This is a genomic window from Caulobacter sp. X (genome assembly GCF_002742635.1).
In the GTDB taxonomy this organism is placed as follows: domain Bacteria; phylum Pseudomonadota; class Alphaproteobacteria; order Caulobacterales; family Caulobacteraceae; genus Caulobacter.
Genome location: NZ_PEGF01000002.1, coordinates 1,293,528 through 1,305,925 on the forward strand (window position 1 = coordinate 1,293,528; position 12,398 = coordinate 1,305,925).

Here is a 12,398-nt window from a genome sequence, read left to right on the forward strand (position 1 = left end):
TCAAGACATGCGCGTCTTTCCGCCGATCTATCCTTGGAACGCTTTCGACAGCCGCCGATGGATGGAGTCCTATCGGTCGCCGGTGATCCCGCGGGTTCCCGCGCCGAGAAACCTGACGGTCCACGCCGAGTCCGAGGAAATGCGGCATCGGCTGATGTCGGAATTCGACCACGTGCATTTCGACCGGGTCGGACGCCTCGACGGCGAGTTCGTCAGCAGCGAAACCGGTTTGCTGTTGTTCGACCGGGCCGGCTCCTGCCTGCAGGCCAATTTCCCGGGCGGCAGCTCGATGGCGGCGACGCTGACGTTCACCGAAGCCAATAACCCGGCCCTCTGGGACCATACCCAATCTCTGCGGGACAACTGGGACACGCTGCCGCTGATCGAGAACGCGGCGGTCTTCAGCCACATCTATTCGAACAACTACTACCACTTCTCCTTCGAACTCCTGCAGAAGTTCCGGCTGATCCAGGACTTCGACATCGGGGTCGTGGTGATGCCGTCGCCGATCTACCACAACGGCGTCTTCCGCGAGATGATCTCCCAGGCCTTGGGAGACCGTCTGCTTTTGCCGTCGTCCGAAGTGGCCCGGCTGAAGAACCCGATGCTGGTCGAGGCCTGGCAGTCCGAAGAGGGGCTCCGCTGGCTGCGAGCGTTCGTGGGCAAGACCCTGCCGGCGGAGGGGCGCCGCTACTACATCCGGCGTAACCCGCTGAAACCGCGCCGCGGCAACAACATCGTCGAGACCGAGGCCTTCCTGGCCTTCCTGGAGCGACACGACTTCACGACGATCGATTTCGGCAACGGCGAGCTCTCGCTGTCCCAGCAGATCGACAAGTTGCAGGGCGCGTCGTTCGTTCTGGCGACGCATGGCGCGGGCCTGACGAACCTGTCCTATCTGAACGGTCCCGCCCGTATCGTCGAGATCTTCAGCCGCGCGGTGATCTCGACTTCGTTCATCCGGGTTTCGGACGCGCTGGACCTCGAGCACCACGCGATCATCGCCGAGACTTTGGACGAGCAGGGCGACATCATCGTCGACTGCGACCTGCTGGAAAGCCTAGTGGTCTAGACCTCGGCCTTCGCCTTCATGAGCGCCGCGCCGCCGCTTTCGGCCCAGAGCTCGGCGCCGGAGTCCGTGGGCTGGCCAAGCGCCGCGATGGTCTCGCCGCAGAAGGCCGGCTTCAGGGCGCGGAAGGAAAAGCGCTTGAGCGGCCGGGCGGGCATGGCCTCCAGAAGAAGCAGCGCGATAAGCGGGCCGTGCACGACGAGGCCCGGATAGCCCTCGACGCCGGTCGCGTAGTCCCCGTCGTAGTGGATGCGGTGGCTGTTGGCTGTCGCGGCCGAAAAGGCGAACAGCAGGGCGGGATCGGTGGCGGTCTCTCGCCGCCATTGCGCCGCCTGGGCCGGATCGGTTTCCGGCGTCCGCGGCGCGGGCGAGGCGGCGGTGTAGACAATGGTCTGGCGCTCGCTGACGCGCGTCGCGCCCGCCTGGCTGAAGACCCGGTCCACGGTCACGAAGGTGAGGGACCCGCTGGCGCCGGCCTTTTCCTCGACCTTGGCGATCGTCTCGATGAGTTCGGTCTCGAGGCCGGGCAGGAGAGGGCCCGTGAAGGTCATGTCGGCGGCCGCGAACATCCGACGAGGCGCTTCGATCGGCGGCAGGAACAGGCCGCGCCGTGGATGACCGTCCGGGCCCAGGTCCGATCGCCTGACCGGCTCGGCCAGGCACGCCCAATGCCAGGCTGGCGGGACCTCCGTGGGCGGAACAGGACGGTCCAGGACCGCGGCGAGCCGGGCAAGGTCGGACGCCTCCAGCACCGCCGTCCGCCGCCTCTGACGGCCGATCCAGTCGGCGTAAACGCTCATCAGTAAGAGCGGGGCAGGCCGAGCACGTGCTCGGCGACATAGGCCAGGATCAGGTTCGTCGAGATCGGCGCCACCTGATAGAGGCGGGTCTCGCGGAACTTCCGCTCGATGTCGTACTCCTCGGCGAAGCCGAAGCCGCCGTGGGTCTGCAGGCACATGTCGGCGGCCGCCCAGGAGGCTTCCGAGGCCAGCATCTTGCCGATATTGGCTTGTTCCCCACAGGGAAGACCGGCGTCGTAGCGCGCGGCGGCGTCATAGACCGTCAGGCGGGCGGCGTGGACCTGGGCGTAGGCGCGGGCGATGGGGAACTGGACGCCCTGGTTCTGGCCGATCGGGCGGCCGAAGACGACGCGGCTGTTGGCGTAGTCCCGCGCCTTGCCGATCAACCACGCCGCATCGCCCAGGCACTCGGCCCCGATCAGGATCCGCTCGGCGTTCATGCCGTCCAGGATGTAGCGAAAACCCTTGCCTTCCTCGCCGATCAGGCTGTCGGCGGGGATGACCAGGTTGTCGAAGAACACCTCGGTCGTGGCGTGGTTCAGCATGGTGGCGATCGGCTTGATCGTCAGGCCGTTCCCCTTGGCCGCGCGCATGTCGACCAGGAAAACCGAAAGGCCGTCGGCCTTGCGCGCCACCTGGTCCTTGGGCGTGGTGCGGGCCAAGAGAACCATGAGGTCGGAATGCTCGGCCCGGCTGGTCCAGACCTTCTGGCCGTTGATGACATAGGTGTCGCCGTCGCGCCGGGCGAAGGTCGAGATCGAGGTGGTGTCGGTGCCGGCCGTGGGCTCGGTGACGCCGAACGCCTGCAGCCGGATCGAGCCGTCGGCGATCTTCGGCAGCCAAGTCTCCTTCTGCGCCTGCGAGCCGTGCCGCAGGACGGTGCCCATGGTGTACATCTGGGCGTGCAGGGCCGCGGCGTTGCCGCCGCTGGCGTGGACCTCCTCCAGGATCGCCGCCGCCGCCGTCAGGCCAAGGCCGCCGCCGCCGTATTCCTCGGGGATCAGCACGCCTAGAAGGCCGGCCTTGGTCATCGCCGCGACGAAGTCGGTGGGATAGGCCTTCTGGCGGTCCAGGCCGCGCCAATAGCCGGGCGGGAAGTCGCGGCACAGCGCGCGCACCGTCTGGCGCAGGGCTTCGATCAGTTCGGGGTCGGCGATGGCGGACATGGGTTGAGCTTCGAGCCTTGAACGGGCCTCGTCCAGCCTCCCGTTAAGTCAGTGTTGCGCATCGGTGCGGCGACCGCCGACGGCATGGAAGACGTTTTGCCGCGCGTTGGCGCGACGGCTCTCCATTGACGCTCACCCGGCGGGCCAACACCCTCACGCTACAAGCCAAGATTCGCTGGCGCAGGAAGATTCCCATGCCGTACTCGGACACCGTCTTCGACCGCCACGTCGAATCCCTCATTGGCCGGATGAAGCCGGCCAGCGTCCTCGATATCGGTCCGGGCGCGGGCAAGTACGGCCGGATGATCCAGTCGCTGCGCGCGGAAGGCGTTCCGATCGGCCACCTGGCCGCCATCGAGATCGACAACAGCTACATCGAACAATTCGGCCTGAGCCAGGTCTATGACGTCATCCAATTGGGCGACGCCACCACCTTGCCGGACATCGGCCCCGACGCGTCCTGGGACCTCGTGATCCTGGGAGACGTGCTGGAGCACTTCCGCAAGTCGCGCGGGATCGATCTGATCGACTACCTCTATTACCGCACGAAATATCTGCTGCTCCTGATCCCCATCGACTATGTCCAGGGCGCGTGGGAAGGGCACCATGCCGAGGCGCATATCTCGACCTGGATCCCCGAGGATTTCGCCCGCTACAAGGCCCGCTGCGTGACGTCCAACGCCGGCTCGGGATGCGAGATCATGCTGGTGCTGATCAACGGCCTGCAGGCCAAGGCGGGGACCGATCTGATCTTCGCCGACACCGACGTCGAGATCGCCTAGGGCGTCGCGGACGGGGCGGGCGCCGGTCTCAAGGTGTCGATCAATTCACAGCAAAGGAGGGCGGCCGCGAGGTCGCTCTTGAGCCTTACGCGGGCTCTATACAGCGCGTGATCCGGTCAGCGTCGAGCGCCGGCGCGGCGGCTCGCGGCCGCTTGCGCGGCCCCGTCTAAGCTATTGATTTTAGAAGGAATGGTGGGTGTACAAGGATTCGAACCTTGGACCCGCTGATTAAGAGTAATTCGGCTGTATTTTGCGTGTATTGAAATCAACCACTTAGCACAACTCCGGTTGTCGTTGTTTGGCGGATATTGTCGAAATATGTCGCCAAACTCTCACGGCTTCAGGAATGAACTGAGTGTCTGAAGATCGAACGGTTCCGCGCCTGCCGCTTTTAGCTCGGCAAGGCCCAAGCCGAAGCCGTTTAAGGTGTCTTGTATCTCGACCTCGTTTCCGTGCAGCCGGTGCAGTTCAGCGAGGCCTGCCGCTATTCCTTGCACACGGAAATTGTGAACGTCTGCTTCGCTGATCGTTCTAAACGTCGGCCGTTGACCCATGGTCTTGCTCACAGCTTGATCCCCTTCGTCCTATAGTACCCTTCCAGCAGCACCAGGCCGGCGTCGGCGACGGCGGGGCCGATTTCGCCATAGTGCTTGTCGTGCAGCTCGGCGATGTTCTTGCGGCTCTGCAGCGTGCGGCTGGCCAGCTGGTCGTCGGAGAGGCCAGCCTCGCGCGCCCAGGTGACGGCGGTGTCGCGCAGGTCGGCGAACGTCAGGCTGGCGACGCTGGGGCAGTCCTGGGCCGCCATGGCGCGCACCTTGGCGAAGCGCTTGCGGATCAAGTCGCTGTCGGCCTGGTCGCCGCGCCTGGTCGTCTGGCGCTCGCGCTTCAGTTGGACAATGCGCCGATCGGCGGCGGCGAAGGGCTGGACCTTGTCGGCCTTGCGGCGTTCGCGGATCGCCTCGACGCGGGCGCGGCCCAGGAAGGTCAAAGGCGTGCCGCCGATGCGCCCCGTCTTCTTCCGGCCCTGCTCGCCGGTCAAGGCGCGGTAGTCGATCAGGCGATCCTCCGTCAGGGCCAGGACGTCGGTCTGCGACCAGGACAGGTCCAGCGACAGCACCATGGCGTCGGCCACGTCCTCGTAGCCGTTGGCGTCGGCCGCGCGCACCAGGGCCTGGACCTCGTCCAGTGTCGCCGCGCGGATCCGACCCGGTGGCGTTTCGCGCTCGACCTTGGCCGCCCAGTTCTCGACCTCGCGGCGCTTGCGCTTGTGGATCCAGTTCAACCAAACACTGGCCACGGCCAGCACGCCCGAGGCCTGGTTGACGCCCGCATGGCGGTGCAGGGCCCAATAGGCCTCATACAGCGGATCGAACAGCTCCTGGCCGTCCTGCTGTTCCGGCGCCAGGGCCATGATCGAGAAGCCGCGCACCGTCTCGACGGCGGCCTTGTGGCGGGCGAGCGCTTCGGCGTCCTCGTCGTCGGGCAGCAGGGCGAAGCCAGCGACGGCGTCGAGCAGGCGGCCCAGCTTGTTTTTGTAGTCGCGGCGGGTGGTGGCGGCGCGGGCCTTGTACTCGCGGCTGTCCAGCCAGGCGTCGACGAAATAGCCGATCTGCATGTCGGCGCGCACCGCGATGGCCGCGACCTCCGCGGCCGACTTGGGCGGAGCGAATGCGGCCATGTCGGCCGGGACCAGGCCGCCCGCGCGCCAGGCCTCGACCGCGGCGTTGATCGCCTTGGCCCGCTCGATCGCGGCGCCCAAGGGCAGATAGGCGCCGATCTCGTCGACCAGGTTGACGCCCTTCCACCCAGCGGCGCGCTGATTGGGTTGCGGGATCCAGCGCGGCCGGATCGAGCCGTCGGGCTGCTGGCGCGCCGCGAAGCCGGCGGGAAGTTGACCATGGCCGCGTTGGCGGCGCTTGGGCTTCTTGGTCTTCTGAGACATCGCACCTTCTCCTTCCAGAAGGGCCGGGGAGCGACGAGGTCGCGCCACTCCCCGGTGGTTTGTCAATCCGGCGCCGCAAATCCGGCTTCGGACAAGCCTTGGTCCAGCTTGCCGGTGATCGCCCACACCAGGTGCGCCAGCTGGGTCGCGGTCGGGCGCGCCATGCTGGCCCATGCGGCCTGGTCAACCGAGTTCAAGAGGGCGCCCAGGCCAAACAGGGCGTGGCGTGCTGAAATGAGCGGCGCAGGACATAGCGCCGCGTGATCGACAACCGTCATCAGTTACTCCTTAGCGTTGTTCAGAGCCGCGCCCCGACTGTTCAGGTCGAGATCGCGCCCAGGGCTGAACAGCACGGCTAAGGTCATGCCCCTCGTCCCTTTAGCTTTCGCCTGGACATTCGGACGAGGACCCTGGACTTCGAAAATCGCAGGGCTAACCCTGCGTAACCTAGCGTGGAGTGTTCAGCCCCGTGCGCCAGGAACGTGCGAATTAGATGGTTGTCAACCTGTGCGCGCCCCAAACAACCGGGGCGTCCATACTCAAAGCGGGGTTCTCTATCCTGATTGGTCGAAAATGGACCGCCGTTTTTCGAACTGTGTCAGTTCGTCGCAGAGGCTAGGCCGCGCGGCGCTCCTCCTTGGCGCCGTCGATCCAGTTTTTCAATCTAAGATAGCTCTCGTGGCTCAAATTGGGCTCGCCAGACAGGGCGCGACTAAACGTAGCGTTGCTAACGCCCGCTTCGATCGCGGCCGATCGCCCAGAAAGCGGCGCCCGTTCGGCCAGCTTCGCGCGCAGCTCGCCCGCGAAAGCCATGCTGTCGAATAGCCGCTCCATCAGCCACCGCCCGCCACGGCAAAGGGCAGGGTGATGACGGTGATCTTGCGGGTCAGCTCCATGCCTTCGGCGCCGGCGCGGCCCTCGTGCTCGTGAGCCAGGGCCCAGCGCTCGAAGCCGACCAGCTGGGCCAGCTTGGCCAAGTGCTCATCCGCCTGGGACGCACCCTGTTCGGCCGCCTTCAGCAGGTTGGCGATCGTCTCGCCGGCTTCGCCGCCGCTTTTGAGGTCGAGCACCCGGCGCAGGGCGATGGGCGTGAACACCAGCGTCGCCGTCGCCAGCACCGCGCCGGTCGTGACGACGTCCTTGCCGACCTTGATTTGGACAGTCGAGCCGATCGCGGGCGTCTTCCGGCCCTTGGCCGACAAGATCGCCAGCCGATCCTGGAACGCCGTGCGCGCCCGGATGGCGGTGAAGCGATCCTTGGACAGAACAAAGGTAGTCATGGCCGGTCAGGCTCCTCTAGACATAAGCGCGCGCATTTGGGCGCGCTGGTTAGCCAGCGCCCGATTGGGCGCGGGGATGGGGATGGTGGGCTCGAAGGGCAGGCGATCGTCCGGGTGGACGTCGTTGGCGACCTCATGCCGGCCGTCCGTGCCCAGGGCGCGCGAACGGCGGCGCTTCCATTCGGCGACCTCGTCGGCGTTCCACTTGAAGTGGGCGCCGGGCGGCTGGCTGAACGGCGGCGGAAAGCCGCGCTGCTTGATGAAGTTGCGCCAAACGCGACGGAAGCGATCGCGCGAAAGCCCGACTTCGGCCGCCACCTGGGCGAAGGTGAGGGGGGCGCTCATTGGTCGCCTCCCCGTAAGCAGTCGTCGACCGCAGCTTGCAGGCTCTCGGCGAAGCTGGCGCAGGCGGCGGCCGACGACGTCAGTCCGCGTTTGCTGAGGTTATCGCGCATGTTCCTGAGAAAGCTGACGACGCCCGTCGCCCGGAAAACCAGGTGCGTGGCTCCGGCCGGCTTGCCCTGTACTGCCGCCTCGATGGCCTGGCGCAGCTCGTCCACCGTGAACTCCAGCGGCTCATCGTGGCGGATGTTGGGGCCGTACTTGCGGGTGGCGATTTCGATAGCGGAGGCAGTCATAGCGTGCCTCCGGCTTCAACCGGCGCACGGCGCTGCGTGGTGGCGTAGGACAGCATCACGCCCGCGAACCCGACCAGGAACCCAATCGAGAAGATCAGCAGCAGGGCGCCGATAATGTTCATGTCCTCGGAAGAGAGCTTGCGCACGGCTCAGCCCTCCGCCTTGCGCGGGTCCGTCGCCAGGTGCGCGTCGATCTTGGTCAGCAGCTTATCGATCTCGACATGCGACAGGCCGTGCGCTTCGAAGCGGTTGGCGGCGGTGAACAACTGGCCGCGCGCCTGCTCCAGCAGGTCGCGATCGGTCGCTGGCTTTTGCGTTTTCTTGGTCATGGCTCAGGCCTCCCGTTCGGGCGCCGAAGGGCGCATCCAGTGCGTGGGGCCGTCCTGCCAACTCGCCAGTTTGGCGTCGCGGTCGGCCTCGCTGTAGAACTCGCGGGTGACGACGCCATCCCAGTCGGGTCGCCCGAGTACGACGCATCGCCCGTCGCAGGGGGCCGTGTTGACGGGCATCCAGCCAGTTCGGAGCGCCGAGTGCAGGGCCAACTTGGCGTCAGCCTTGGCCGTGATGGCCTGTGCCAAATCTCCCTTGGCCTCTTCGATCATCACGGCCTTAAGATTTTCCGTGAGGACGAAATCGAACTTGGCGCCGAGTTGTTCTTGCGTCGCCGTGAACAACCAGCGTTCGCGCTGGAACTCTAGAGCGCGGAGGCGGCCTTCGGCTAACAGAACCCAGGCATGCGCCTGAGCTAGATCATTGGCGAGCTTTTCGAGGCGGATCGTCATGGCTAAGCCGCCTCCTTCTTCTCGCCCTCGACGGGCAGGGCCGCGCGCGCGGCGCGGAACACGCTTTCGCCCAGCACCAGGCCGACCAGGTCGCCGGGCGCCATGACGGGGCTTTCCTCGAACTCTCGGGCCAGGCGCAGCAGGGCGTCCCACACGGCCGCGCCGCGATGGGTCAGCAGCGGGCCCTCGCCGGCGCGCAGGTACAGGGTCTCCAGCGAGCCCTCGGGCAGGGCCGTGACCTCGACGGCCAGGCCGAACTGGACGATGCGCACGGGGCGGGTCTCGACGCCGGCCAGCAGACGGCCGATGTCGGTCTTGCGGTCGCGCTCGATCTTGAGCGAGCGCTTCCAGGCGTCGGTGATGACGCGGGCGGGGTCGATCACGCCGCGCTCCTTTGCGGCTTGTGGTGACGAAGGGCGCCCTGCGCGATATCGGTCAGCGCGGCGCCAAGGCGCTCGTGCATGTCGGCCGTGGGCGGGGTGATGAAGGCGTAGGCGAAGCCCAACTCGAGGAAGGCGCCGGCGTCGTCCAGGACCGCGATCGACAGGCACGGGCCGTGCGGCTCGCAGCCGCGGGCGGCGTTGCAGTCGCGCAGCTTGAACGACCGTTCCCCGTGGCCGGCGTCGGCCAGCATGTCCAGCAGCCGCGCGGCCATGGCCGGCAGGCTTTCGAACGTCTCGTCGGACAGGGCCGCGCGGGCGATGACGAACCGGGCGGTCATGACGGCACATGCGTGGCGAGCACGTCCGTCATCGAGATCCAGTAAGTCCGAAGCGTGCGCAGGTTGCGCACTTCCAGGCGCTCGCCGTACCCGTATCGGATCACGATGCCATCGTGCGCCTTGGCCCGCAGGCCTCCGCGCATCCAGCTGACGGGACCTTCAGGCGGATAGGCGGCCCTAAAGCTGTTCTCGAATGAATATCGAGCCTTCTTGGCCTCTTGGTAGAGCTGGCCTAGCTCCATCTGCGCCCGCGTTACCATGACGGCCGCCCGTGCTTGAGGACTTCCAGAAAGCCGGGGAAGGCGCGCACGGCGAAGTACAGGGCGACCAACGCCACGCCGTAGCTGACCACCATGTAGAGGAAGGCAGCGCCGGGGCCGTCCCAGCGGACGGGGCGGCGCGGGCGGCGGGTGTGCAGGGTGAACTTGGGCTGGGTCACGACGGCTTTCCCTTTCGGCGCGCCTTGCAGGCGTCACAGTCGCAGGGTGAAGCCGCGCCTTCCGCGAGCGCGGCGACGAGGCCACGCGTCATGATCGCGCGCGCGACGGCGGGAGCCTCCGAGATCGCCCGTCCCGCGTAGAAGGCCGCGGTCCGTCCGACTTCTTGTTCCGCGTGCAGGGGGATCAGGCCCAACGCGGTCAGGCGCACGGCGGTGATATCTTGCAGTCGGCTGATCAGATCGCCGAGGGCCGACACGGCGCGATCCTGGGCCTTGATCCCTGGTACGCTCGCCAAGTCGTCAATCGCCCCGTCAACGAGGCCCTCAAGGACCGTGGCGACATGATCGGCGCGTTCGGGCCCGATTTCGGCATATTGAGTTGGACCTGTGCGCATCGCTCAGACCTCCCCGATCGCGGAGAGGTACAGGTCCAGGATCGCGTCCTCTTCCTGGCGCTTGGCGCGGTCCTGCTTGCGCAGGCGAACGACCTGCTTCAGCACCTTGACGTCGAAACCGTTGCCCTTGGCCTCGGCGTAGACCTCGTTGAGCTGCTCCGAGATCTCGGCCTTTTCCTTCTCCAAGCGCTCGACGCGCTCGATGATCGACTTCAGCTGGTTCTGCGCGGCGGTGTTCAGAACATCAGCGTGCGGGATGGTTTCCGACATGCTCTCCCCTTCCATGGATGTTTCGCGTGAAAACGCGAGCGAGGAGGAGAGTGTGGATGTTTCGTCTAGACGTCAAGTCTAGGTTTCACGTGGAAACATCATCAATGGATTGACGTGGCCGCGCGGCGATACCGTTGCGCTCATGCCAACCAACTTCGCATTGGCCGAAGCCTATCCGCCGCGCCCTGAGGCGCCGCCCTGCGCGATGCAGGAACCTTCGCCGTTGGCGTCGCTCTTGGCCGCTTCGCTTCCATGGTTCTTGGGGTGCGCGCTGCTCTTCCTGGCGGCCGCGCTGATGCTCTGCGTCATACGGCAGCGCGCGGCGAGCGCAGTTTGGATCAGGCGCGGCGCACCGCGCCTAGCCGTCGCTGTAGCGGCGACCGTCACTCTTGCCTGGTGGAGGGCGGATGTCTGGACTTCGCAGCCGCCTATAGTCGGCGCGACCGCGATCGTGGCGGTCGCAATCGTTGCCTTCGGTGTGGTTACTTGGGTCGAGCGGATCGCTACCGGCGCCAGATGATGGCGTGGAGCGCCTTCACCTGAGTGGCTTGAAGGGCAACCTGTTTGTCAGGATTGAACTGTCGAAGGAATACATGTCCGTCCTTCTGGCCCTGGTATGTTTTCACCAGCGCAGTGCCGTCCAAAAACTCAACGATGCAGTCTCGGTCTCGCGCGGGGGGGAGTCCAACCTGCGCAAGGACCATTTCGCCGGTGAACAGGCGCGGCTCCATGCTGTCGCCCAGCACGCGAATTGCGATTAGGTCGCCCGTGCCGTTCCATGTGGGTGGTGGGTCAAGCCAGTCGACGACCTGGCCCGCGGCAAAGGCTATCCGATCGTCGTCGCCAGTAGCGGCGTAGCCGTAAACAGGGATGCGTGACTGCGGTGTGCGGCGCCGTGGCGCCATGGCTGTGACACTGCCCTCGGTTTCTCCGCCGCCGTTAGAGGCGAAGAACTCTTCGATCTTGGCCCACTCGTGAGCTTTGAGCTGGCGCTGTCCCTTGATCGTCTTGCTGAGCGAGGCGGGGTCCAGTCCCATGAACCGCGCAAGCGCGGCTTGGTTGAAGCCGGCGCGTTCAAGGCGCTGTGGAAGATCCGAAATGTCCATGCGGGGCAGCATGGACAAATTGTCTTCGCGGCGCAGTTGCGCGTTTGACCAAATCACTCAACACCTCGTCTGGACGAAACGTCTAGACAGGATGTCATCAATGGACGGTGAAGCTCCCGCGCGCAAGGCCATAAGGCTCTTGGGCGTCAAGAATATCGCCCACGCCTGCGACCTGACCACAGACGCTGTCCACAAATGGGCCAATCGTGGCGGCGGTCTAATCCCGGCGGAGCACCAGGCGACGGTTCTGGATCTCGCTCAAAGCAAGGGAGCGCCGCTTGGCCCTTCCGATCTTATCGGGAGGGCGCTGTGACCGAGATCACCCACGCGCTCACGTTTTCCGTCGAACCGGAGCCCATGACGTTCCCCGGCAACGTCCTGATCACCGTCCCTTGCAAGGTGCTGGGCTCCCTTGAAATCCAAGGCGATCTGACCCTTTCCGGCGCGCTGATCGTCCACGGCCTGGCTCAACACGACGAAGACGGCGCCCTGACCGTCATGGACCCAGTCACACGTGAAACCGGCCGCGTCACCGGCCTGACCTCCGAACTTCGCCCGATCGTCACCTGGGCCAGCGGCCAGGTCCGCAGCCGCAACTGGTCCGACCTGGTCCTGGGCGACGGGAGGGCCTGGTGATGGGCAAGCTGATCCTCTGGACTGCCAAGGACGTTTCCACGTGGGGACGCCTGCTGACGATCGCCCTGGAGTGCGCCGCCGATCCTTCCCGCCCCATGGGCGAGCTGGGCCGCGCCGTCGAGAAGGCCGAAAAGGCGATCATTCCCACCCGCGACGAGGCCCAGCGCGCCACGGTGTTCATGCTGTGGAAGTTCGCCCACACCTTCGCGGCGATGGACTTCGAAGGCCGCGCGGTCAACGCCGCCCAGCTGGCCAAGCACGCCGAAGTCGCCCGCGCGATCCTTCAGCCCAGCACGGGCGAGGTCGTCAGCCTGGCCGACCGCCGCGCCGATCCGCCGTCGCGCTTCCGCGCCGATATCGACGGGTGACGCC

The 12,398-nt window shown here is 66.1% G+C and carries 23 protein-coding genes; 4 read left to right on the forward strand and 19 right to left on the reverse strand.

The features are described 5' to 3' along the window. The first annotated feature begins 7 nt into the window (after positions 1 to 7). Positions 8 to 1,072 carry a DUF563 domain-containing protein gene (locus CSW60_RS18405; protein ID WP_099538625.1) on the forward strand — a complete coding sequence of 355 codons (1,065 nt, stop codon included), beginning with the start codon at positions 8 to 10 and terminating at the stop codon, positions 1,070 to 1,072. Here the strand turns inward: CSW60_RS18405 and CSW60_RS18410 are convergent. Beyond that, positions 1,069 to 1,869 carry a hypothetical protein gene (locus CSW60_RS18410; protein WP_099538626.1) on the reverse strand — a complete coding sequence of 267 codons (801 nt, stop codon included), beginning with the start codon at positions 1,867 to 1,869 and terminating at the stop codon, positions 1,069 to 1,071. The genes CSW60_RS18405 and CSW60_RS18410 overlap by 4 nt on opposite strands. Beyond that, complete coding sequence (locus tag CSW60_RS18415; protein WP_099538627.1) at positions 1,869 to 3,035, reverse strand: acyl-CoA dehydrogenase family protein; 1,167 nt, start codon at positions 3,033 to 3,035, stop codon at positions 1,869 to 1,871. Before CSW60_RS18415 ends, CSW60_RS18410 begins: the two co-directional genes overlap by 1 nt. 194 nt (positions 3,036 to 3,229) lie before the next feature. Here CSW60_RS18415 and CSW60_RS18420 point away from each other — a divergent pair, with 194 nt between their 5' ends. Next, positions 3,230 to 3,817 carry a methyltransferase domain-containing protein gene (locus CSW60_RS18420; RefSeq protein ID WP_099538628.1) on the forward strand — a complete coding sequence of 196 codons (588 nt, stop codon included), beginning with the start codon at positions 3,230 to 3,232 and terminating at the stop codon, positions 3,815 to 3,817. A gap of 332 nt (positions 3,818 to 4,149) precedes the next feature. On the opposite strand, the gene CSW60_RS23245 is transcribed toward CSW60_RS18420, so the two are convergent. The 17 genes from CSW60_RS23245 to CSW60_RS18500 form a co-directional block, all read right to left on the reverse strand. After that, positions 4,150 to 4,383, reverse strand: coding sequence for a hypothetical protein (locus CSW60_RS23245; RefSeq protein ID WP_143324208.1), 234 nt, complete (start codon positions 4,381 to 4,383; stop codon positions 4,150 to 4,152). Continuing rightward, positions 4,380 to 5,759 carry a hypothetical protein gene (locus tag CSW60_RS18425; protein WP_099538629.1) on the reverse strand — a complete coding sequence of 460 codons (1,380 nt, stop codon included), beginning with the start codon at positions 5,757 to 5,759 and terminating at the stop codon, positions 4,380 to 4,382. Before CSW60_RS18425 ends, CSW60_RS23245 begins: the two co-directional genes overlap by 4 nt. 62 nt (positions 5,760 to 5,821) lie before the next feature. Further along, positions 5,822 to 6,037 (reverse strand): hypothetical protein, encoded by a 216-nt coding sequence (locus tag CSW60_RS18430; protein WP_099538630.1) that lies wholly within the window; start codon positions 6,035 to 6,037, stop codon positions 5,822 to 5,824. Positions 6,038 to 6,374: 337 nt separating this feature from the next. Then, complete coding sequence (locus CSW60_RS18435; RefSeq protein WP_099538631.1) at positions 6,375 to 6,593, reverse strand: hypothetical protein; 219 nt, start codon at positions 6,591 to 6,593, stop codon at positions 6,375 to 6,377. Further along, complete coding sequence (locus CSW60_RS18440) at positions 6,593 to 7,039, reverse strand: hypothetical protein (RefSeq protein ID WP_099538632.1); 447 nt, start codon at positions 7,037 to 7,039, stop codon at positions 6,593 to 6,595. Before CSW60_RS18440 ends, CSW60_RS18435 begins: the two co-directional genes overlap by 1 nt. 6 nt (positions 7,040 to 7,045) lie before the next feature. After that, positions 7,046 to 7,384, reverse strand: coding sequence for a hypothetical protein (locus CSW60_RS18445; RefSeq protein WP_099538633.1), 339 nt, complete (start codon positions 7,382 to 7,384; stop codon positions 7,046 to 7,048). Continuing rightward, positions 7,381 to 7,677: a hypothetical protein gene (locus CSW60_RS18450; protein WP_099538634.1), complete on the reverse strand. Its 297-nt coding sequence runs from the start codon at positions 7,675 to 7,677 to the stop codon at positions 7,381 to 7,383. The genes CSW60_RS18445 and CSW60_RS18450 overlap by 4 nt, the downstream gene beginning before the upstream one ends. Further along, complete coding sequence (locus tag CSW60_RS23520) at positions 7,674 to 7,823, reverse strand: hypothetical protein (RefSeq protein WP_161495661.1); 150 nt, start codon at positions 7,821 to 7,823, stop codon at positions 7,674 to 7,676. Before CSW60_RS23520 ends, CSW60_RS18450 begins: the two co-directional genes overlap by 4 nt. Positions 7,824 to 7,826: 3 nt before the next feature. After that, positions 7,827 to 8,006 (reverse strand): hypothetical protein, encoded by a 180-nt coding sequence (locus CSW60_RS18455; protein WP_099538635.1) that lies wholly within the window; start codon positions 8,004 to 8,006, stop codon positions 7,827 to 7,829. A gap of 3 nt (positions 8,007 to 8,009) precedes the next feature. Next, entirely contained in the window at positions 8,010 to 8,459 is a 450-nt protein-coding gene (locus tag CSW60_RS18460) for a hypothetical protein (protein ID WP_099538636.1), read from the reverse strand. Positions 8,460 to 8,461: 2 nt separating this feature from the next. Beyond that, entirely contained in the window at positions 8,462 to 8,842 is a 381-nt protein-coding gene (locus CSW60_RS18465; RefSeq protein WP_099538637.1) for a hypothetical protein, read from the reverse strand. Beyond that, on the reverse strand, positions 8,839 to 9,180 hold the full coding sequence (locus CSW60_RS18470) for a hypothetical protein (RefSeq protein WP_099538638.1): 342 nt from the start codon (positions 9,178 to 9,180) through the stop codon (positions 8,839 to 8,841). Before CSW60_RS18470 ends, CSW60_RS18465 begins: the two co-directional genes overlap by 4 nt. Beyond that, entirely contained in the window at positions 9,177 to 9,440 is a 264-nt protein-coding gene (locus CSW60_RS18475) for a hypothetical protein (protein ID WP_143324209.1), read from the reverse strand. The genes CSW60_RS18470 and CSW60_RS18475 overlap by 4 nt, the downstream gene beginning before the upstream one ends. Next, entirely contained in the window at positions 9,434 to 9,619 is a 186-nt protein-coding gene (locus tag CSW60_RS18480; protein WP_099538640.1) for a hypothetical protein, read from the reverse strand. Before CSW60_RS18480 ends, CSW60_RS18475 begins: the two co-directional genes overlap by 7 nt. Further along, positions 9,616 to 9,876 (reverse strand): hypothetical protein, encoded by a 261-nt coding sequence (locus CSW60_RS18485; RefSeq protein WP_143324210.1) that lies wholly within the window; start codon positions 9,874 to 9,876, stop codon positions 9,616 to 9,618. The genes CSW60_RS18480 and CSW60_RS18485 overlap by 4 nt, the downstream gene beginning before the upstream one ends. Positions 9,877 to 10,017: 141 nt before the next feature. Further along, positions 10,018 to 10,284 carry a DUF2312 domain-containing protein gene (locus CSW60_RS18490; protein WP_099538642.1) on the reverse strand — a complete coding sequence of 89 codons (267 nt, stop codon included), beginning with the start codon at positions 10,282 to 10,284 and terminating at the stop codon, positions 10,018 to 10,020. A gap of 503 nt (positions 10,285 to 10,787) precedes the next feature. Further along, the gene (locus tag CSW60_RS18500) at positions 10,788 to 11,402 is read right to left on the reverse strand and encodes a S24 family peptidase (protein WP_099538644.1); all 615 of its coding nucleotides are present in this window, start codon (positions 11,400 to 11,402) and stop codon (positions 10,788 to 10,790) included. Positions 11,403 to 11,699: 297 nt separating this feature from the next. Between CSW60_RS18500 and CSW60_RS18510 the strand changes: the two genes are divergently transcribed. Next, positions 11,700 to 12,026: a hypothetical protein gene (locus tag CSW60_RS18510; protein WP_099538645.1), complete on the forward strand. Its 327-nt coding sequence runs from the start codon at positions 11,700 to 11,702 to the stop codon at positions 12,024 to 12,026. Then, positions 12,026 to 12,394, forward strand: a complete 369-nt coding sequence (locus tag CSW60_RS18515; protein ID WP_099538646.1) for a hypothetical protein — start codon at positions 12,026 to 12,028, stop codon at positions 12,392 to 12,394. Before CSW60_RS18510 ends, CSW60_RS18515 begins: the two co-directional genes overlap by 1 nt. The last annotated feature ends 4 nt before the right edge of the window (positions 12,395 to 12,398 follow it).